Origin of the sequence: Synechococcus sp. MIT S1220 (assembly GCF_047303025.1) — a bacterium.
GTDB lineage: Bacteria > Cyanobacteriota > Cyanobacteriia > PCC-6307 > Cyanobiaceae > Parasynechococcus.
Genome location: NZ_CP138939.1, coordinates 2,497,987 through 2,516,643, shown reverse-complemented (window position 1 = coordinate 2,516,643; position 18,657 = coordinate 2,497,987). Strand labels below are relative to the sequence as shown.

The following is an 18,657-nucleotide window of genomic DNA, read 5'->3' as shown; positions in this document are numbered from 1 at the left end:
TTGCACAACTATCTACTATGAAGTGGTCATCCAATGGGGAACAATCAATGCTGACTGGCTCTGAGCTGCTCAACAAGGTGAAGGACCTGGGTGACGTCTCCAAGTCTGACCTGGTACGCGCTTGCGGTTATGTGAGTGAAAAGAAGGATGGCGCCGAACGCCTTAACTTCACTGCCTTCTACGAGGCTCTGCTTGAAGCGAAGGGCGTCAACCTGTCTTCTGGTGGTGCTGCCATTGGTAAAGGTGGACGCAAACTCAGCTACGTTGCAACTGTTCAAGGCAACGGCAATCTGCTGATTGGCAAGGCCTATACCGCCATGCTCAATCTTGAACCTGGAGACGAGTTCCAGATCAAACTCGGTAAAAAAGCCATTCGTCTCCTGCCGACTGGTCAAGCCGCGGAGCACAGCGAATCCAGTGGAGCCCCTGAGCTGAGTGAAGGCGATGCTGATGAGTGATTCGTCAAGCTGACGAAACGCTTAAATTCGCGCGCCCCGTCCTCTTTAAGACGGGGTTTTTTTATGGAGGATCAACGGTTGTCTTGTTTCCGCGGTGTGGGCCACAGCCAGACGTTTCGGTTGCCAAGATCAATGGGTTGTAGCCGTGATTGAGCAAAGCCCCTCTGGGCAGTTCATTTTCTCACGTTGTATTTGTGCTGGGGACTGGTCTTGCCTGCTTCCCATTTCAGCAGTCTTTGTTGTGTTGTTTTCAGATGCTTGATCCCGATGAATTGGAAAGCCGTTGGCGGCAAGCACCCGGAGACTCATCCATCGTGTGGTATCGCGACCGCGTGATCGATTTGATTGTCGAAGGCCGTCAAGGTGACGTTGATGCATTAACAGCGGAATGGATGCTTCAGCGTCGCGGTTGACGCTCCAAGCTCCGCGAATCAGCGACTTGTGGCTTGTTTTTGAATCGTCTGGATTTTTAAAGGACATGCCAAGGCACGGAATGGTCTGTGCTTGCCTTCGACAATCAACGTTCCCATCGCTTTTGATCCACTGAATTGAACAATCATTGCTGTCTTACGACGTATGCATCAAGGGTATGGATTGAGGGTTGGGAAGAACAGCTCTCATCCCTTGATCACGGAAAGACTTCAGACTTCCGCCGATTGGTTCGGCACGTCCGGTGTGATCTGTTGAGTGGTTGTACTGACCAACAACAATTCAAAGGATCACTCTGTCGCTCGATGCTGTTTCTTCCAATCCATTGGTCTCATTGATTCATCAATGGATCCCGACTGTCATCATCGGAAGGATCGGGTCTGAAAGACCCTTTGAATGCTGCGTCGTCGATGCTTCCTCTGACTGATCCTCTTCGTCATCCCCTCGCCATGGCCTGCGCAGGTCTGGTGTTGGTGATTGGCGTCAAAGTGCTGCCGTTTGGTTGGTTTTTGGCTCTTCCTTTGGCAGCACTCGTTGCATACGTCGTTGCGGCCCGCCGGCGTGAGGCCACATTGCCGGATCTGATCCGTCGCAGTTTGCAATTGGCAGGTGGTGCTGATGCCGTGGCGGAAGAGGCTGGCCAGCGCCTGCTTCAAGCCCAGGAGATGGGGCGCCTGACGGCCATCCAATTGTGCTGTCAACGGGTGCAGGAGTTGCCATCCACGTTGGAACAACTCCATGCAGGTGACCATGCCAAACGTTCATCGTCTCTTCTTTCTGTGAGTCATCTTGAACAACGTCTCCGTCAGGAACGAAAGCGTCTAGGCAGGGAGTCGGGATCGGCGCTTGGACGTCAACGGGAACGGTTGATTCAGCAATTGGAACGCAATCTCAATCTGGCCCGACAAGGCAAGGAAGCCGGAAGCCTGCGGGTGATGGCGGTATCGGAGCATCTCGAGAGTGTGGCTGGTGATCTGCAGGCGATGCAGGTGGACCTGCGGCAACCGGTGCTTCCAGCTTTGCCAGATCATCCCTTAGATGCATTTGAAGCTCAAAGTGACCCTCGTCAGGACCCGATGACTGTTGATCTGGCGCGAGAACTGGATGAATTGGATCAGCTCTTGCGTGATGCTTTGGGGAACAGTTAAAGGATTGATGTTCAAAAAAAGAGCGGCCATTAAGCCGCCCTTGTTGATCAATGTTGATGGACCCGATCAGTCTTCGCAGGCGCTCTTGTATGGGCTTGATGAATGATGCGTCACAATCTTGATTTCTCCATCATCATCTTTCTTGAATTCGAAGGTTTTGTCCACAATTGACCTATCTCCTGCTTCGTCCTGGAAATGGACCCAGCCCATGGTTGTGGCTGTGTCGCCGTTCAGACGAACCACGGAATTCTCGTACCAGGCGTATTCCCAGGGGCTGCGTTTTTTGCCCGGGTTATTACTTCCCTTGGCAAAACCGATGTCATCTGGGTACTTCTCGTTATTGATGCCACCCATGAAGTAAGACATGGCACCTTCCTTGTCGGGGCGGAAGGTTGTATTACCAGTGGTCCATGTCGGCTTGAAGGCAACGGCACCATATTGATAGCCGTAGGCCAGGTCAATCACAGCACTCGATTCCTCTACAGCCGCTTCATAGCCATCGTTTTTGTTGGTTTGACTGATGCTGACGAGAGCTCCCATCCATCGATCCTGAGCCATCTCCACATCCTCGAGCGTGATCGTGTTGTCCAGCTTGAAGTCTTCAAATTTGACCACCTCAAGCTTTGGTTTGTCGAGGTCTTCGGCTTTGAAGCTGGGATCGTAATTCGCTGATGAGTGGTGAGCAATCAGCCGCAAATCGCCGTTGTCGTCCTTTTGATAGGCGAACGTTTTATCGACAAAACCGTGATAACCGTCCTCTCCGTAGGTATGCAAGAAACCTTGCGTGGTTGCTGTATCGCCATCCAGACGGATGACAGAGGGATAGAATTTCGACTTGACCCAAGGTGACCGTTCACCGGTGATGCAATCGGAGTTGGGTGGATGTGTGCCGATTCCAAAGCCCAAATCATCGTAGGCATTGTTCCCACCAACGAAATAGGACAACGCTCCTTCGCGAGTTGGCCGGAATGAGGTCATTGCCTCGCCCCATGTGGGTTTGAAGGCCACAGCACCGAAGTTATATCCATAGGCATCACGGATCACTTTTTTGGCAAGTTTTTCTGCACCGATCAACCCGTCCTCAGCATAGGTTTGGCTGATGCTCACGAGAGCATCGGTCCAGGCGTTGTACGCCTGCTTGACCTCTTTTTTGGTGATGATGTTGTCGTTAACAACGGTGTAATCACGTAAGCCGTTGTTAACAAAACCTTCGGGAATTAAGCCACCCGTAGCGCGGGACAGAGGCCCTCTGCCTGAATTGAATGCGTCATCGCTTCCATCGCCAAAGAACGCTGTAAAGGACGACGTTCGATCAAACAGTGAGCCACTCTCTATAGGAAGCACAGTCGATGTTGTCATTGCAACACTATTGTTTAAACGCCATCAGGCTTGAACTGTATCAACCGATACGCACTAAAGACCCTCCATATTTGTACAGCTTTTGCGTTTTTAATTTGTTCGTATGTTACATAAGTAGGGTTGTCTTGATGTCTTTTGCTCAAGATTTTGGACTCAAATTCGATGGGAACTGTCGTGATCCGCTCAAGATCGGCCAGGCTCACTAAGTTGCGACGCCTCTGTGATTTCAAGCTGAAAAAATGTTCAAGATCCTGAAGCGATCATGCTCTTATGATTTCGCCTGCTCCATTTGCCGCTGGCGCATCGCAAACCGTTCACGGTCGGCATCGCTGAAGCGATCCACACAATGAACGCACTGCACACCCTTTCGATAGCTCGGCAGCTCTCGTTCCTCGGCTGACACCGGCATCCCGCAGGCATGGCACAGGCTGTGGCTTCCAGGTTCCAGCTGATGATTGAGGGCCACCCGCTGATCGAAAACGAAGCATTCGCCCTGCCAGCGGCTCTCGTGTGCGGGCACTTGCTCTAAATAGTTGAGAATGCCGCCGCGCAGGTGATGCACCTCCCCGAAGCCCTGCTGCTGCAAGTAGCTGCTGGCCTTCTCGCAGCGGATGCCGCCAGTGCAGAACATGGCGATTCGCTTGCTGCACTGTTGCTCCATAAGTGGCCGCAGCGTCTGCTCGGCCCACTCCGGAAACTCCCGGAAGCTGTCGGTGCCGGGATCGATCGCTCCTTCAAAGCTGCCGATTCCTGTTTCGTAGCTGTTGCGCGTATCGATCACGAGTGTGTCGGGATCATCCACCAGGGCGTTCCAGTCGTCTGGTTCCACGTAGGTTCCAACGCTGGCGCGTGGATCCACGCTTCCCACGCCAATGGTCACGATCTCCTTTTTGCGCCGCGCCTTGAAGCGGCGGAACACCGGCTTCTTGGCCCAACTGCGTTTCACCTCCAAACGGGCGTAGTGATGCTCCTCCAAGTTCAAGTTGCTGCGGAGCTGAGCCAAAACAGCATTCACGCCGGCCTCCGGGCCGCTGATCGTTCCGTTCACCCCTTCGCTTGCAACCAAAACAGAGCCAACGACATCGCTATCGCTGGCGAGGGTTGATAAATGGCTTAGTAATGTCTCACGCTGCTCGTCACGCAGTGGCGTGAAGGCATAAAACGCTGCCACCAGAATGCTCTTGTTCACAATCAGAGCCTCATTTGTATGCTGTGGTTGCTCAACCGTCCCGCTCTGGCTCAACTGATTCTCGCCGATCATCTTCAACCCCATCAACCCCGAGGCCAGGCTCTATGCAGCTCAACAGATTGAGGGGCCCCTCACGCAAGCTTGCTTTTTGAAACTGCAATGATGGTTCAGTCATTGAGAGTCTGACAAGAGTTGCTGCACCCTTCGGAGCAGAAAGGTTATGGATTCGCTAACTGCTATCTTTACGCTCTTCATTGTTTGTTTGGCGCCAGCCTCATTGGTTAATGTCTCCAATGGATGTTGATCATTGACAATCATAAGGCCAAAGCCTCATATGCGTTTGCTTTTGTATTTTTACGTGGATTATTTGTAATTTGTTGACTTCTCTGGGCCGCTTAAACCCCTGCAACGATTGAGGTTTCAAGGGAACTTTGCCTTTGCTGGTCGAGTATTTGCTGATTTGACTGTATAGATTTTTTGTGGATTTTGCTAATCAAGATCAAGCCTATCGCCGTTGTCAGTTATGTTCCTTCCTGCTGCGTTTTGATCTTCATTTGAAAGGCCTAGAGCCACTGGGTTTTTTTATGCGTTTTGTTTGTGTTGGCTTTTTCTTTGACTCCGCTTTGTTGAGCTCTATGGGTCGACTTCTTGGAATTATTTTTTTCTTCATTCCGTCTCTTTTTTAGACTTTTGCGAAATTTTGGTTAAATCCGTGTCGAAGGAGTACTATATATATTGTGATAGAGCTTGATCGGCTACTCCAAGATTGGCGCCAGAAGCTGCACCTTTCAGCTTCTGATGGCCGTTTGCTTTCAGCGGCTAATATGTCGTTGAAGCCAAGTTCTAGTGTTTCAGCCAAGCGTCTTCAGCAATTTATTTCGCGGTTGGCTGATGACGACTTCAGCGCCCTGCCAGCTGTTCACCTTTTGCCGGATGACATCATCACCGGAGCTCAAGGAGCGTATGCAGCGTCGAAACGTGCCATTTATCTCAACGAAGACTGGATTCGGTATGCATTACCAATAGACATAATTCGGGTCCTGAATGAGGAGTTAGGGCACCATCTTGATGCATTGCTGAGTGATCAAGATACATTCGGTGATGAAGGGCGTCTTTTTTCCGAGCATTTATCCGGGAATCTCTCCCATGGCAGACGGCCCATCCCAAAAAACGTTAACGATCGCGCTCAGATCGAGCTGGACGGAGAAACCATTGATGTTGAATTTTCACGTACAAATTTATCTACCACAACGCGATACCGCAAGGCAGTTCGATTTGATGGGGCCGCTCCAACGGGATACCTTGTTTCTGCAGCAGGCAACGACCCTCTTTGGAGTCCTCTTGCCAGGCATGTTCACTTTGGCCTCAGAAGCAACGTTGCCATTGGCAAAACAGCCAACAGAGGCCAGCCATGGGCGAGCACAATCGTCTTTCGTAGAAATTTATCACCGCACAGCGATGATCAATTCCTATGGCAGGGTGGCAGAGTCGCCGGAAGTAATGACCACGTCGATTTAACATTAGACAACGCCGGAAAACTTAAATTTGGTATTGGAGATTGGTCTGGAAATAAATTAAGTTTTGAATCAACGAATGCAATTCCTCTAAACGAATGGACTGGTTTATATATTGATTATAACGGTGGCCGTACGAACGATGAAGATGTCAATGCTCAACGGTTTCGCATCAAAACAGTCTCCTTGGCTGATGGCAGCGCACAAGATCTTGACGGAACATGGACGGCCAATGGTGATGGTGCAACAGCGGTTATAGGCGGCAATATTTATATCGGTGCCGGCCAATCTGGCGGCAAAGGCTTGAGTGCAGATATTGCCTCACTGGTTTTCACGACACTGAAAATCAATGTCAACCTGCCCGATGCAGAAGAGATTGGCAATATGACAACTGATCCTGCGCTCTGGATTGAAAACAAAAATGGCAATAACTACCGGATGCCAACAAAAAATAATGGAACCTCCGGAATATTTACCCCTCAAGATTTACTCAACAATGGAAATACTAGCAAGCACTATGACTCAAGCTCTGCTACACGGGTTTATTTGTTTGGAGATAGCTCATGGCGTATGACGCAGGCAGAACAACTTAGATCATCTGGGAGTGGAATTAATAACCATATTTATGGAGGAAATAATACTGTCACAGATCTATTGGTTGCCAACGGTACCAGTTTCGATACAGGCTTTTTAAGCGATTTGGCTATCCCTGGTATTGGGCCGACAATTACCAACATTACCTCATCATCCGCTGACGGCACCTTTGGTATTGGGAGCTCCATCACAATTACGGCGAACTTCTCTTCTTCCGTCAATGTTAATACGACGAGTGGCACTCCAACACTCGAGCTGGAAACGGGGGGCACAGATCGCACTGCTGCTTACAGTTCAGGAACAGGAACAAGCAACCTAAATTTTACTTATACGGTTCAAGAGGGAGACACTTCAGACCCTTTGCGATACACTTCGACCTCAGCTCTTTCGCTTAATAGTGGAACGATTCGGTCCAGTGCTGGATATGCGAATAACAGCTCAAATACTCTTATTACACCAGGAGAACCAAATTCACTCAGTGCCAATAAAACATTCAACATTGATGGGATTAGGCCAACCATCGCTATCTCTGAAAATGATCTTGATGATTCCCTGAAGGCTGGTGAGACTGCCACATTTATCTTCACACTTTCAGAAGCTCCCTCCAATAATCTTTTTATTGAATCTGACGTCTCCGTCACGGGAGGTTCCCTCTCCAACTGGAACCCAGCCTCCGCCACCTCGTACTCCGCCACTTTCACCCCAAGTACCAACAGCAACGCCAACGGCGTGATCTCTGTCGCGAACGATGCCTTTACAGACGCTGCCAATAATGCCAATAACGACGAGGCTGATGCCGATAACACCGTCACACTCGCTGTTAATACCATCCGTCCCACCATCGCGATCAACGATGACGATGAAGATGACTCCCTGGGCGTTGGTGATACGACCACCATCACCTTCACTCTCTCAGAAGCTCCCTCCAATAATTTTTTTATTGAATCTGACGTCTCCGTCACGGGAGGTTCCCTCTCCAACTGGAACCCAGCCTCCGCCACCTCATACTCCGCCACTTTCACCCCAACGGCGAATAGCCAAGCCAATGGGGTGATCTCGGTTGGGAATGATGCTTTCTCCAACGCTGCCCTTAATGCCAACCAAGACGCAGCCGATGCTGATAACACTGTCACGCTCGCTGTTGATACACGGCCACCACCACCAGCTCCATCGCCTGATCCAAGCCCATCGCCGGATCCATCTCCAACCCCGTCACCAGGATCGTTTGCTCCTGGTAAGGGAAAGCCATCGCGTCCCACGCCAGGACGAGAGAAGCCGGTTCGGGATCGCCCCAAGCCGATCGGGCCTGATTCGTTAAGACCCCTTACCCCTGAGCTGTCCAAACCGATCCAGCCGGAACCGACACCTGAACCTGTTGATGCGGTGAATCCGAGCCCGTCATCTGGTTCTGATCCAGCTGCCGGATCGGAACAGACACCATGGCCTGTTATGCCCGAGCTGGCATCGCCTCTGAAGGTGCAAGCATCGGAAGCGGTTTCATTTTTATCGCGGTTGTTTGTCGATCTGGAGGAGCCAATCCCAGAATTGCGTGCACCTGCGCAAAGAAAACAATACCGCTATGCGATTCGATCAGGGCGAGATGAATGTCAGGCCATTGTCAATTTAAATAACAAGGCGACGGGTGATGATCGCGAGGTCACCGGTGAATCTTTGTCGTATGCGATCGGATCCGATTCGTCGAGGGATTTATTTACGATCAGTGAGTCTGGATTGTTGTCATATCGGCCAAATCGTGCTGTTCAAACGGACGGGATGCAGCGGCATCCTCTGACGATTTTGATCAGCAGCGACAGTCGAGAGGATCCCTACGCCCTTGATCTTCTGATCACGATTCCGTCGAGGCGATCCGTCGAGGACCGCTGCAAAGCCGCACCCCTGCAGGCCAAGTATCACGGTTACCGGATTCTGGGGAGCCGATGCGATGACGTGCTTGTTGGCCGTGAGACCTATACGGCTCTGCACGGTTCTCAGGGGAATGACTATTTACGTGGCCGCCGCGCGAATGATTCGCTGTACGGCGGAACGGGTGATGACACGCTGGTGGGTCGTTCGGGTGAGGATTACTTAAGGAGCGACAAAGGTGATGATCTATTGAAAGCTCGGAGCGGGGATGACAGTGCCCATGGTGGTTCTGGCAATGACACGTTGAGGGGAGGACATGGGAGTGATTCACTCACCGGTGGACTTGGAGATGATTTGTTATTGGGCCAAGGCGGTGATGATTTTTTGAGAGGCCGAGGCGGGGCGGATGTGTTGCATGGTGGTGTTGGCGTTGATTCTGTGCGCGGTGGCGTTGGAGACGATTCACTGATGGGAGGTTCAGGAGCGGATCGTCTCTACGGTCATCAGGGTGATGACAGCTTGAATGGAGGAGCCGGTGACGACGTTCTGAAGGGTGGACCGGGAGCTGATCAGTTTTGGTTAACAGCAGGTTTCGATCGGGTTGTTGATTACAGAGCGGATGAGGGAGATCGGATCCGGATTGAAGGAGCTGAGGATGTGAGGATTGAACAGCGAGGATCGGATCTTCTGCTGAGTGCGGCAATGCCGAGCATGGAGATGGTTGTTGAGGAGACGAGCGTGGAGGAACTGCTGAACGCGCAACCGCACTTGAGGAATCTGTTGTAGGGGCGAGTGAATTGATCCAACCATTAATCAATCCCGTTTCGCGATGGTTGATCAAAATAGATATGTCACAGTTCAAATAAATAGGCATTGATTTCGGATGAAGGTACGCTCCTCTTCGCGATTGGAAAGGTCGTCAGTTTCCAGGCGACTCCAACTGCGGCTGGAAGTGCCTTAAAGGTTGTTTAATTGGCTCTGGATATCAAGTACTTCTTGGAGGTAAGGGTGTAAAAGTAGGAAAAGATAAGATTTTTGAGATTAATAAGTCTGGACGGATCAATGGCTGCTCCAAGTGGTTGAACAGTCGCTCTGCTGTTCAACGGGGTTGGGAGAGTGTGTTTGGTGATCTTGTTTAGGTGGATGGCGTTGTTGGTTTGAATTCTGACCGTGATGTTGATGTTGATGGATTTTTGGACGGTCGAATGGCTTATCAGTCCTGGTGGATGACGAAGCGGTGGCCTGGCGTTCCTCATCGGGACAGGCTTTCTCGTTTAGGAGTTCGAAGCGTTGGGATGCCATCAAGGCGATCAACGTTGAAGACGGTTTTGAGGAGCTTCTGCACTCGGTGGGTCGAAAACAGGATCGATTCAGGGGTCTAGATCCTGACCTTGATGGAGAGGTCACCAGCAGTCGACATGGATCAATGGCGGCAAAGCTCTCTTCGCTGGCTGGGATGCGCGATTTCGTGGATTGCTTCTTGGTGGCTCGGTTGGTGGATTTCAGGCTGCATCGGTTGGTGACGATGCGTCAGACGCTCAGCTGATTGATGCGGAGAGCGATGATAAGACCAAGCCTGAGAGGTACGGACTGATGGGCTCGCGCAGGGACTGACAGAACAGTGCCTTTCGACCAGCATTAATAGATACTCTGGATCACCATGGCTGATGTCCGCTCCGCTTCCGGCCCTAACGACCGTGACGGCAATGGCCTGGTGGACTCCAGCAAGCAGTACAAGCTGGCCATCAACGGCGGCAGTGCATTACCGCTGAAGAACTGGAAGGGGCGTACCTACTCCGATACCTCAACTCCGCACTGGAACGCCATTCAGGCGGTGAAGCACGAGGATGGATTCAGGGTGCTTTGCGAGGGAGAAGGAAAGAGGGAAGGACAATTCAGCTGGATGTCGGTCAATGCCGATGGCCGGATCAATGGTCAATCGGGGTGGCAAGCCGCTAACGATCCCAGCACTCAGCGGTGGGAGCGGATCTTTGGAGACGTGATTCAAAAGGATGGGGTGATCGGCAAGGCATCAGATAATGATGGCAATGGTTTTCTTGATAAGCATCCTCACTATCAGATCTATACCAATGGGACGTCAGTTGCTCTGACAGCCCAGGATGGGAAAAAACTATCCAAGAGGACATCCGGGCGCTGGAATGCACTGAAAGCAATCAGCATCGATGACGGATTTCAGGTGCTGATCGGTTCTAGAGGTCGCAAACAACAACGCTTCCGAGTGTTGGATGTGAACCTTGATGGCCAGGTGAGAGAGAAAACACCCTGGATGAACGGTGCCAAAGCTTTGTTTGCTGGATGGAATACGCAGTTTCGTACTCTTTTGCTTGGCAAGAACTCAAGAGCTGGAGTAGAAGCCGCGTCCACAGATGGAGGCAGCCCTGTTGGTGAACTGATCTATACCGCGACAGCAAACGATTCCTCCAATGTGACCTATGCATTGAAGGATGAAGGCCAAGGCTTTGATGGTGTTTTGGCTGTTGATCAAGACAGCGGTGAAGTGCGCCTTAATGCGGACAAATTGACAGATATTCCCAAAGATATTTCCTTCATTTTGATCACAACTGATTCAGCCGGAAATAGCAGTGAATGGCCCGTCACCGTGGCATTGAGTCTGAGAGAGAAGACGGAAGACAATGAACAGGACGCTGGGGCAGGTGCCGCAGGCGGTATCAGTTCCCTGAGTGTGAACCCATCAGACGAATCCGATCCAGAACCGAATGATTCGTTAGGAGAGAACGATGGACCAACATCCGAGGGTGAAGAGAATGGACCTACCAATGTGATCAACGGACCTAATGGTGACTCAGAGGAGATCCTTGTTTCAAAAGAAGAGGAAATTGTCAACGAAACAAGCAATGACGACACTCCAACCCAAATTGCCGAAGGCACAACCATCTCAGAACCAATCTCAGAACCAAATCCTGAGGATCCAGAAACGATCAATGAAGATAATCCAACCCAAATTGCCGAAGGCACAACCATCTCAGAACCAAATTCTGACGATCCAGAAACGATTAACGAAGATAATCCAACCCAAATTGCTGAAGGCACAACAATCTCAGAACCGAATCCTGACGATCCAGAAACGATCAATGATGAAGGTATTAACAATATCAGCGATGTTGATGCAGATCCAGAAGCAGAAACGCTTGATATTTTAAAGCCGTCAGCACTCGCACTTCACACTGATTCAGATAGTGGAAACTCACAGTCTGATGGTGTCACAAACATCAATACACCAACTCTGATCGGAACCGCTAGTGCGAATGCAACTGTTGAACTGAAAACAGAACAAGGAGTCCTGGGAACAACAACAGCAGACAGTGAAGGCAACTGGTCATTCACTGTGCAGAGTGGTGAGGCCCTGGACGATGGTACCTACACTATTTCTGCGCAAACCAGTCTTGAGGAGGATTCAGCGTCAGAGCCCTCAGAGATATTGACACTGACTGTGGATACCCAAGCACCGGAGTTGACGTCGAACAGTACAGCAGAAGCGGAAATCTTGGTAGCTAAGGGGACACTCGATCAAAACAATGATGGACTTGTAGACGGCACCAATCAGTCGCAGATCCTGCACAAGGGTGCTGGAATCAAAATCACGCGTTCGAATGGGGTAACAAAAGGAAATTCAATCAATCGCAGATGGGGTTACCAAATACTTAAAGCTATCCCTTCAACCAACGGATATGAACTTCTCTTGAAAGGCACTGGGTCAAATCATCGAGGGAAATTCAGCATCTGGACCACTAATGAAGAAGGATTAATTACCAAGACCTTACCTTGGACTCAACCTGGAGAGGCGCTACGAAATGGGTGGGAGTCAACATTTAGCGGGGATTGGATCAATGGCGATGGAGTGATCACTGCCTTCAAGACCAATACTTATTTCGTGGCACCTGAAGGTGACGACAACAACCTTGGAACGATTGATCAACCCTTCAAGACAATCTCATGGGGTGCTCAACAACTACGTGAGCCGGGCGACACTCTGAACATCCGAGGAGGGACCTACCGTCTAGCCCCTGGAAAGTACAACAGTCATCATTACTTTATTCGCCCAAGGAAAGGCTGTCGACTTGTTGGTCGCGGACAGGGGAAAGGTGAGCTGAAGTGTAAGGATTATGGAGAGATGGGACAAAAGAAAAATCTTGAGCATTCAGTGATATCTCTCAATCACAGGCAGGGAACGAAAGATCATCCCATTCGTATTCAAAGTTATCAAGGTGAAGAAGTTATTATTACCGGAGCACAAAAACCCAAAAACAAGTGGGTCCGACACGAAGGTAATATCTGGAAGACGAAAATTTATGATCGGCCTGCCCAGCTCTTCCTTGATGGAGAGATGTTGACCGGGGCACGTTATCCAAATATCACAAAAAACTGGCATGAATATGATGAATCCAATTCGAACAACAAAACACCCGGCAGTTATTGGCATCCAGACAGTTGGATCAAAAAGGGAGATGATCTACCAAGCATCGAACTCGATGGTGCCGTTCTCGTTCCGCTCTCCGACGATGGAGGAGCACATGTCAGCTGGATTGATAAAAAAGCTGCAGATTCCAACGAATTTACACTCTCACCCTATGCCAGTGGTCATGAACCTTACGACCACCAACGCGGACGGACTGGGCGAGCCATTCGATCATCGGTCCCACAGCAATTTTTCTTAACAAGTCATCTCAATCTCTTGGACCAACCAGGAGAATGGCATGTTGAAATGCGTGACGAATTAAAGCCGGTAAAAACAAGTTACGGGAAGGATTACGTCTGGGAACCACTCCACAATGATCTCTACGTCTGGCTGCCTGATGGGGACGATCCGAATAATAGAAATATTGAAGTCCGAACATATAACAAGACCTACGGAGACCCAGGGGTAGAGGATAGGCTTCTTGAAATCACCGATGCATCTCATATTGAAGTTGATGGCTTGACATTCAAGGCCGGAGATATTCATCTCATGCGCACAACAGACACAACCATCCAAAATTCAAAGTTTATACATTCAGGCCACCACCTCCATATGATAGGTGACAAACATATTGGCAGCTTCCCCATTTTTAGTAACGGAAAAAGTGTTGATACAATGGTCAATCAAATGGGCTACGGTGGAGAACGAGGAAAAGAAATATATGAAATGGATCACAACCTAACCATAAAAGATAGTGAGTTCATTGCAACCTATGGGGGCTCGTTCCTGACATGGGGCAAAGGAGTATCAGGAAATACGCTTGAAAATGTTTACTTCCGAAATAAAGTAGGAGGTTACGCTGCATTCGAAATTGGCAGGAACTCTTACAACAACAACATTAATAGGCTTGAGTATCACACTTTTGGCTGGGGAGGGATTGGCAGGATTGGCCAGGGAAGTTATGAAGACTACGAATATGGTAAGGAGAGCAACTACCCCACATCTCAATTTGAACTCATGCGGATTTACAATCCCTTTTGGCATGGGGATGACTCTGGGGTTCAGGTTAATCAAGCCCAAGTTTTTAATACAACATTTAAGAACAACTGGTTCCATGACCTCCCTGGACGAAATGGCATACGATTTGATGGTGACCCATCTGGCTTTGGCGGAACAGTTAACAACAACGTAAGTTTTAATAATCGCCGTGGCTTTAGGATTAAAGGCGATCATCATAATGTTATTAATAACATTGCCTTCCAAAACTCGAATAATGATGTACGTGTGAGTGGAGATAAGTTTTATGGTTGGCGTGAGGGGCGTAATTGTGCTCCATCTGATCAAATGCAAAGAAACGGCAAATGGTATTGTGCTTTATATCCGAACAATCCAAATTCTATTCGCAATGCCGGAAATATTAATTCAGTCGTTCACAACAATGCAGGAGACAAGGATAGCTATATTCCTGTAGCCAATCCAATCGATAAAACTGGCAACTCGATGTCGAAGGATTCGCGTGGTGGTCGTTTACTTATTGAAGAGCTACGCGATATCAATAATTTTGATTTTCGACCCAAGGCCGGTTCCTCATTAATCGATGCCGGTACATATATTCCGGAGTTTACAGATGGTTATCAGGGCAGTGCGCCTGACATTGGAGCTTACGAGTATGGTGACTTAAATTACTGGATTCCTGGCTATCAGACCAAAAAAGCAAAGACACCAATTCCGCGAGATGGAGCTACAAATGCCAAAATCAACACGGATCTGATCTGGTTAGAAGGGCGTGATGGTGTATCCAATGATATTTACTTAGGATCAAATCCATCTGCTTTACAGTTCCAGGGAAACCAGAGCAACAATATCTTCACACCGAGTGAGCCATTAGAAGCAGGACAAACATATTATTGGCGTATTGATACAGTCACTGAAGACAAAACAATTCCCGGAGATCTATGGGTGTTTACACCTGTCGATGTTGACACGCCCAAGGCGCCAGGTGCTCCCATCTTGGATCAAGGATCTGAGAGTGGTGCATCCAACTCTGACGGAATCATCAGTACTAATACCCCTACATTCTCTGGTAAAGGCAATTCAGGTGAAACAATTCAATTATTTCAAAATTCCAATGCCTTGGGAACTGCCAAAGTAGGGAGTGATGGCATCTGGACATACACAGTGCCACAAGATACTCCGTTCCAAGACGGCACCTATGCCATTACGGCAAAAACGTCGGCCAATGGAATTTCCTCGGCAGTCTCCCAATCACTGGTCATTACGATCGATACGACAGCCCCAGTATTTACATCGCCAGAAATACTTCCAGCCATCGACGAAAACAGTGGTGCGGAACAAGTTGTCCATCAAGTCGAAACCACTGATCACACAGTATTAACATATAGTATTCCCTTGGAGAATACGAATGATGCATCGTTATTTTCTATAGATTCATCTACAGGTGAACTCAGACTGATACCAGATCCTAATTTTGAAAAGAAGAGCAAATATTCAATTCGAATTGAGGCATTGGATCTGGCTGGAAATATTAATGCTCAATTAATTGATTTACCAGTCAATGACAGTCTAGAAACAGATTTGAATCTTGATGGTTTACTGGACGGTAGTGGGCAATCTAAGATCTTCCTTAATGAAAATGTTATCGCGATTCGAGACCAAAGTGGTGAGCCTAAAGGCAATCATCAGAGTGCAAAGACTGGCTACAAAATCATCAAAGCTGTGGAGGATGGCAATGAGTTTCGGATTCTCACTGAGGGCACAGGTACCGATCATATTGGCAAATTCCGACAATGGAGGACTGATCAATCAGGGAATATCACTGCACAAAGCATATGGCAAAAACCGGGCCCTGCTGTAGATCTAGGTTGGGAATATTATTTTGGTGATGTTATCAAAAAAGATGGATTTGTTGGAAATGCACCTGTGATTGATGCCAATGGTGATGGAATCGTTGATGAAACTAATCAATCAAAGATTTATCATGAGGAGCGAGCCATACCAATTCGAACCAAAAATGGAACACTCAAGGGTAATTTCAAGGATTTAAAGCTTGGTTATGAAGTCATTCAGGCTGCACCTTCAGAATCTGGCTTTGCTCTGCTGCTCAAAGGAAATGGAGAACAGAATCAAGACAAGTATCAGAAATGGAACACAAATTCTGACGGTGTAATTACAGGACGCAGTGGTTGGAAATCTACTGATTTCGCAGTTTCCAATGGATGGGAGAGCCAATTTGGTGACATCATCAAAGTCGACGGAAATGTAGGACTTCCACCAGCTGAGGATACTAATGATGATGGATTGGTAGATGGCCTCAGGGAACCACTCATTTTTGTTGCCGGATCAGGGATTGCAATTAAAAGTCGATCTGGAAGGATTAAAGGACATTCGAGCAGTAAAAAGACCGGTTACACAGTGATCAAGGCGGTTTCCACAGACCAAGGATTTGCAGTTCTATCAAAAGGGCAAGGATCCCGTACGAAGGGTATGTTTTTACGATGGAATACTGATAAAAATGGCGCCATTATAAAAAACAGCGGGTGGAAATCGTCTAATTTTTCTGTTGCAGATGGATGGGAAGATCAATTCGGCGATCTCATCAAGCCAGACGGCATCATCGGCATCCCTGCGGCGACCGATCAGAACAATGATGGTTTAGTTGATGGTACGAACCAATCTCAAATTCTTGATGACAACATAGGCCTTCCCATCACGGACCGTCGTGGTCGTGTCAAATCCAATTGGAAAAATCGTAAGTGGGGCTACAATATCTTGAAAGCCGTGCCTGAGGATGATGGATTCGAGGTGCTTTTGAAAGGAAGTGGTAAAAAGAATCGAGGCAGATTCTTGATTTGGTCCACAGATGACTCGGGCATGATCACGGGCAATACTGGTTGGAAAAAAATACCTTTTGCTCTCAAAAACGATTGGGAGACTATTTTTGGTGACATCATTCAACCCAACGGAGTGATTGGTTAACTTAGCCATGATCGTTGTGGGAGTCGTCGTACTCCCACTTCATAAAATTGTTGATGAGGAATATATATGCCTTGACAAGCGGCTTTCCCGCTATCTTTGTACAACAAGATGCATTACAAGACCAGACGGTTAAATGGCATCAGCAATCTCAAAAATCTATCTTGCGAAACGGGCACCTGAACGATTCAAATAAAGTTGTTTTTGTAAATCCACTTGAATGAGCTAAAAAATCCGATTGTTGAGCTCTTTGTTTAGCTGACGAGCGTGGGAGAGACTGCTGAAGGCGAAATCGCACTTATGGAATTTGTTGCTGGGACGAGTCAGTCGAGCCAGCCAATCCTCAATCCTGTCTGCGTTTGTTGGTCACAATGACCTTGCCTTGGGACAATCATTCTGTTTTGGTTTACTTCTATTGTTTGAGCTTGTAGTGCCCTAAAATGCCAGAGGGGCTGCCGTTACTGCTTTAAATGTGTATGCATGGGCTTTCCTTTGTTTGGTTTCTATTTCTTGCAGTGGATCGGCCATAGATGCCTTTGACGGCTGATGTCGACACAAATCGATTGGTTTGCAATTCATGTAAATATGCTTTGTTTCAGATAAGGGTTTGATCCCTTTATGCGATTGGACATATGTTTTCCGTGACCTTGTTTCAGTTGGGCTGGCTTCGAGTTTTTGGCCTGCACTTTTTCAACAAGTCGTATTAGACGAAAAGATGCGTTCTGTTTTTGCAAGAATGATGTTCAAGACGTCGAAATTATTGGCAGTTCGAAGTTTTAATTGTAGACGTTCTTTTGCAAGCTTGCTTTGCTGAGTTTCACTTGCGCCCAACTATTTTCGATTGCAATAGTTTCTGGTGCTTTATTTCAATGCGTACATACGGGCTCAATCTGCTGTTTCATCTTTCTTGCGATTGGGCCAGAATTCGTTAATGGCTTGAGGGCTCTATGTCATCCAACTTGTCGTTGAACAATCCAGGATCTGATCAGGATCGTAACGGCTTTGTTGATGGAGCCAAGTTTTACACGCTCGCTACCGACGATGGTGGTTTGCTCCTTCAGGAATGGGGGGGGCGTCGTTACTCCGATCGTTCCTCCCCTCGATGGAATGCTGTCCAGGCTGTGCCACATCGTCGAGGTTTCGACGTTCTCCTTGAGGGTGATGGGTCCAAGCATGGGCAATTTCGGATGCTGGCTGCTAACTCAGCCGGTCGCATTAACTCCAAGTCTGCCTGGACATCCCTTGAGGATGCCTTGGTATCAGGCTGGGAGGACATTTTTGGTGATGTGATCCGTGTGGATGGGGTCCAAGGCCCCATCGTTGATCTTGATGGGAATGGATTTGTCGATGATCGCAAGGATTACCTGATCACAGCGGATGACGCTGTGGTGCCGTTGCGTTCAAGATCTGGAAAGTTCCTGTCCAGCGTCAGCTCGAGACGTTGGGACGCGATCAAGGCGATTGGGGTCAAGGACGGCTTTCAGGTGTTGTTGCAAGGGCAGCGAAAAAAAGGAGAGCGGTTTCGTCAGCTGGATGTGAATCTCGATGGATCGATCACACGGCGTTCCAAATGGATGAAGGGGTCGAAGGCCTTGTTCGCAGGCTGGGATGCCCGTTTTCGTGGTCTGTTGCTTGCAGATTCCAGTGGTTCGGGTGCGCTTGAGGCGGCATC

Annotated in this window: 10 protein-coding genes; 7 read left to right on the top strand and 3 right to left on the bottom strand. The window is 48.6% G+C overall.

All coding sequences use genetic code 11. The annotated features are described in order from the left end of the window. The first annotated feature begins 47 nt into the window (after positions 1-47). The 3 genes from SIB64_RS12560 (at position 48) to SIB64_RS12550 (ending at position 2,035) form a co-directional block, all read left to right on the top strand. A complete protein-coding gene (locus SIB64_RS12560) occupies positions 48-458 on the top strand; it encodes an AbrB family transcriptional regulator (RefSeq protein ID WP_413440534.1) in 411 nt (136 codons plus the stop codon). 254 nt (positions 459-712) lie between these two features. Beyond that, positions 713-871 (top strand): hypothetical protein, encoded by a 159-nt coding sequence (locus SIB64_RS12555; protein ID WP_413440533.1) that lies wholly within the window; start codon positions 713-715, stop codon positions 869-871. 426 nt (positions 872-1,297) lie between these two features. Next, on the top strand, positions 1,298-2,035 hold the full coding sequence (locus SIB64_RS12550) for a hypothetical protein (protein ID WP_413440532.1): 738 nt from the start codon (positions 1,298-1,300) through the stop codon (positions 2,033-2,035). A 66-nt stretch (positions 2,036-2,101) separates the two neighbouring features. Here the strand turns inward: SIB64_RS12550 and SIB64_RS12545 are convergent, their stop codons facing one another. Next, positions 2,102-3,394: a hypothetical protein gene (locus SIB64_RS12545; RefSeq protein WP_413440531.1), complete on the bottom strand. Its 1,293-nt coding sequence runs from the start codon at positions 3,392-3,394 to the stop codon at positions 2,102-2,104. A 268-nt stretch (positions 3,395-3,662) separates the two neighbouring features. After that, positions 3,663-4,655: a rhodanese-related sulfurtransferase gene (locus SIB64_RS12540; RefSeq protein WP_413440530.1), complete on the bottom strand. Its 993-nt coding sequence runs from the start codon at positions 4,653-4,655 to the stop codon at positions 3,663-3,665. 1,029 nt (positions 4,656-5,684) lie between these two features. Between SIB64_RS12540 and SIB64_RS12535 the strand changes: the two genes are divergently transcribed. The 4 genes from SIB64_RS12535 (at position 5,685) to SIB64_RS12520 (ending at position 16,988) form a co-directional block, all read left to right on the top strand. Next, positions 5,685-6,101, top strand: coding sequence for a hypothetical protein (locus tag SIB64_RS12535; RefSeq protein ID WP_413440529.1), 417 nt, complete (start codon positions 5,685-5,687; stop codon positions 6,099-6,101). A 380-nt stretch (positions 6,102-6,481) separates the two neighbouring features. Continuing rightward, a complete protein-coding gene (locus SIB64_RS12530; RefSeq protein ID WP_413443017.1) occupies positions 6,482-9,340 on the top strand; it encodes an Ig-like domain-containing protein in 2,859 nt (952 codons plus the stop codon). A 436-nt stretch (positions 9,341-9,776) separates the two neighbouring features. Next, the gene (locus tag SIB64_RS12525; RefSeq protein WP_413440528.1) at positions 9,777-10,100 is read left to right on the top strand and encodes a hypothetical protein; all 324 of its coding nucleotides are present in this window, start codon (positions 9,777-9,779) and stop codon (positions 10,098-10,100) included. A gap of 114 nt (positions 10,101-10,214) precedes the next feature. Beyond that, positions 10,215-16,988: an Ig-like domain-containing protein gene (locus SIB64_RS12520; RefSeq protein ID WP_413440527.1), complete on the top strand. Its 6,774-nt coding sequence runs from the start codon at positions 10,215-10,217 to the stop codon at positions 16,986-16,988. Between the two features lie 947 nt (positions 16,989-17,935). Here SIB64_RS12520 and SIB64_RS12515 read toward each other — a convergent pair. Then, positions 17,936-18,160, bottom strand: coding sequence for a hypothetical protein (locus SIB64_RS12515; RefSeq protein WP_413440526.1), 225 nt, complete (start codon positions 18,158-18,160; stop codon positions 17,936-17,938). Between the last annotated feature and the right edge of the window lie 497 nt (positions 18,161-18,657).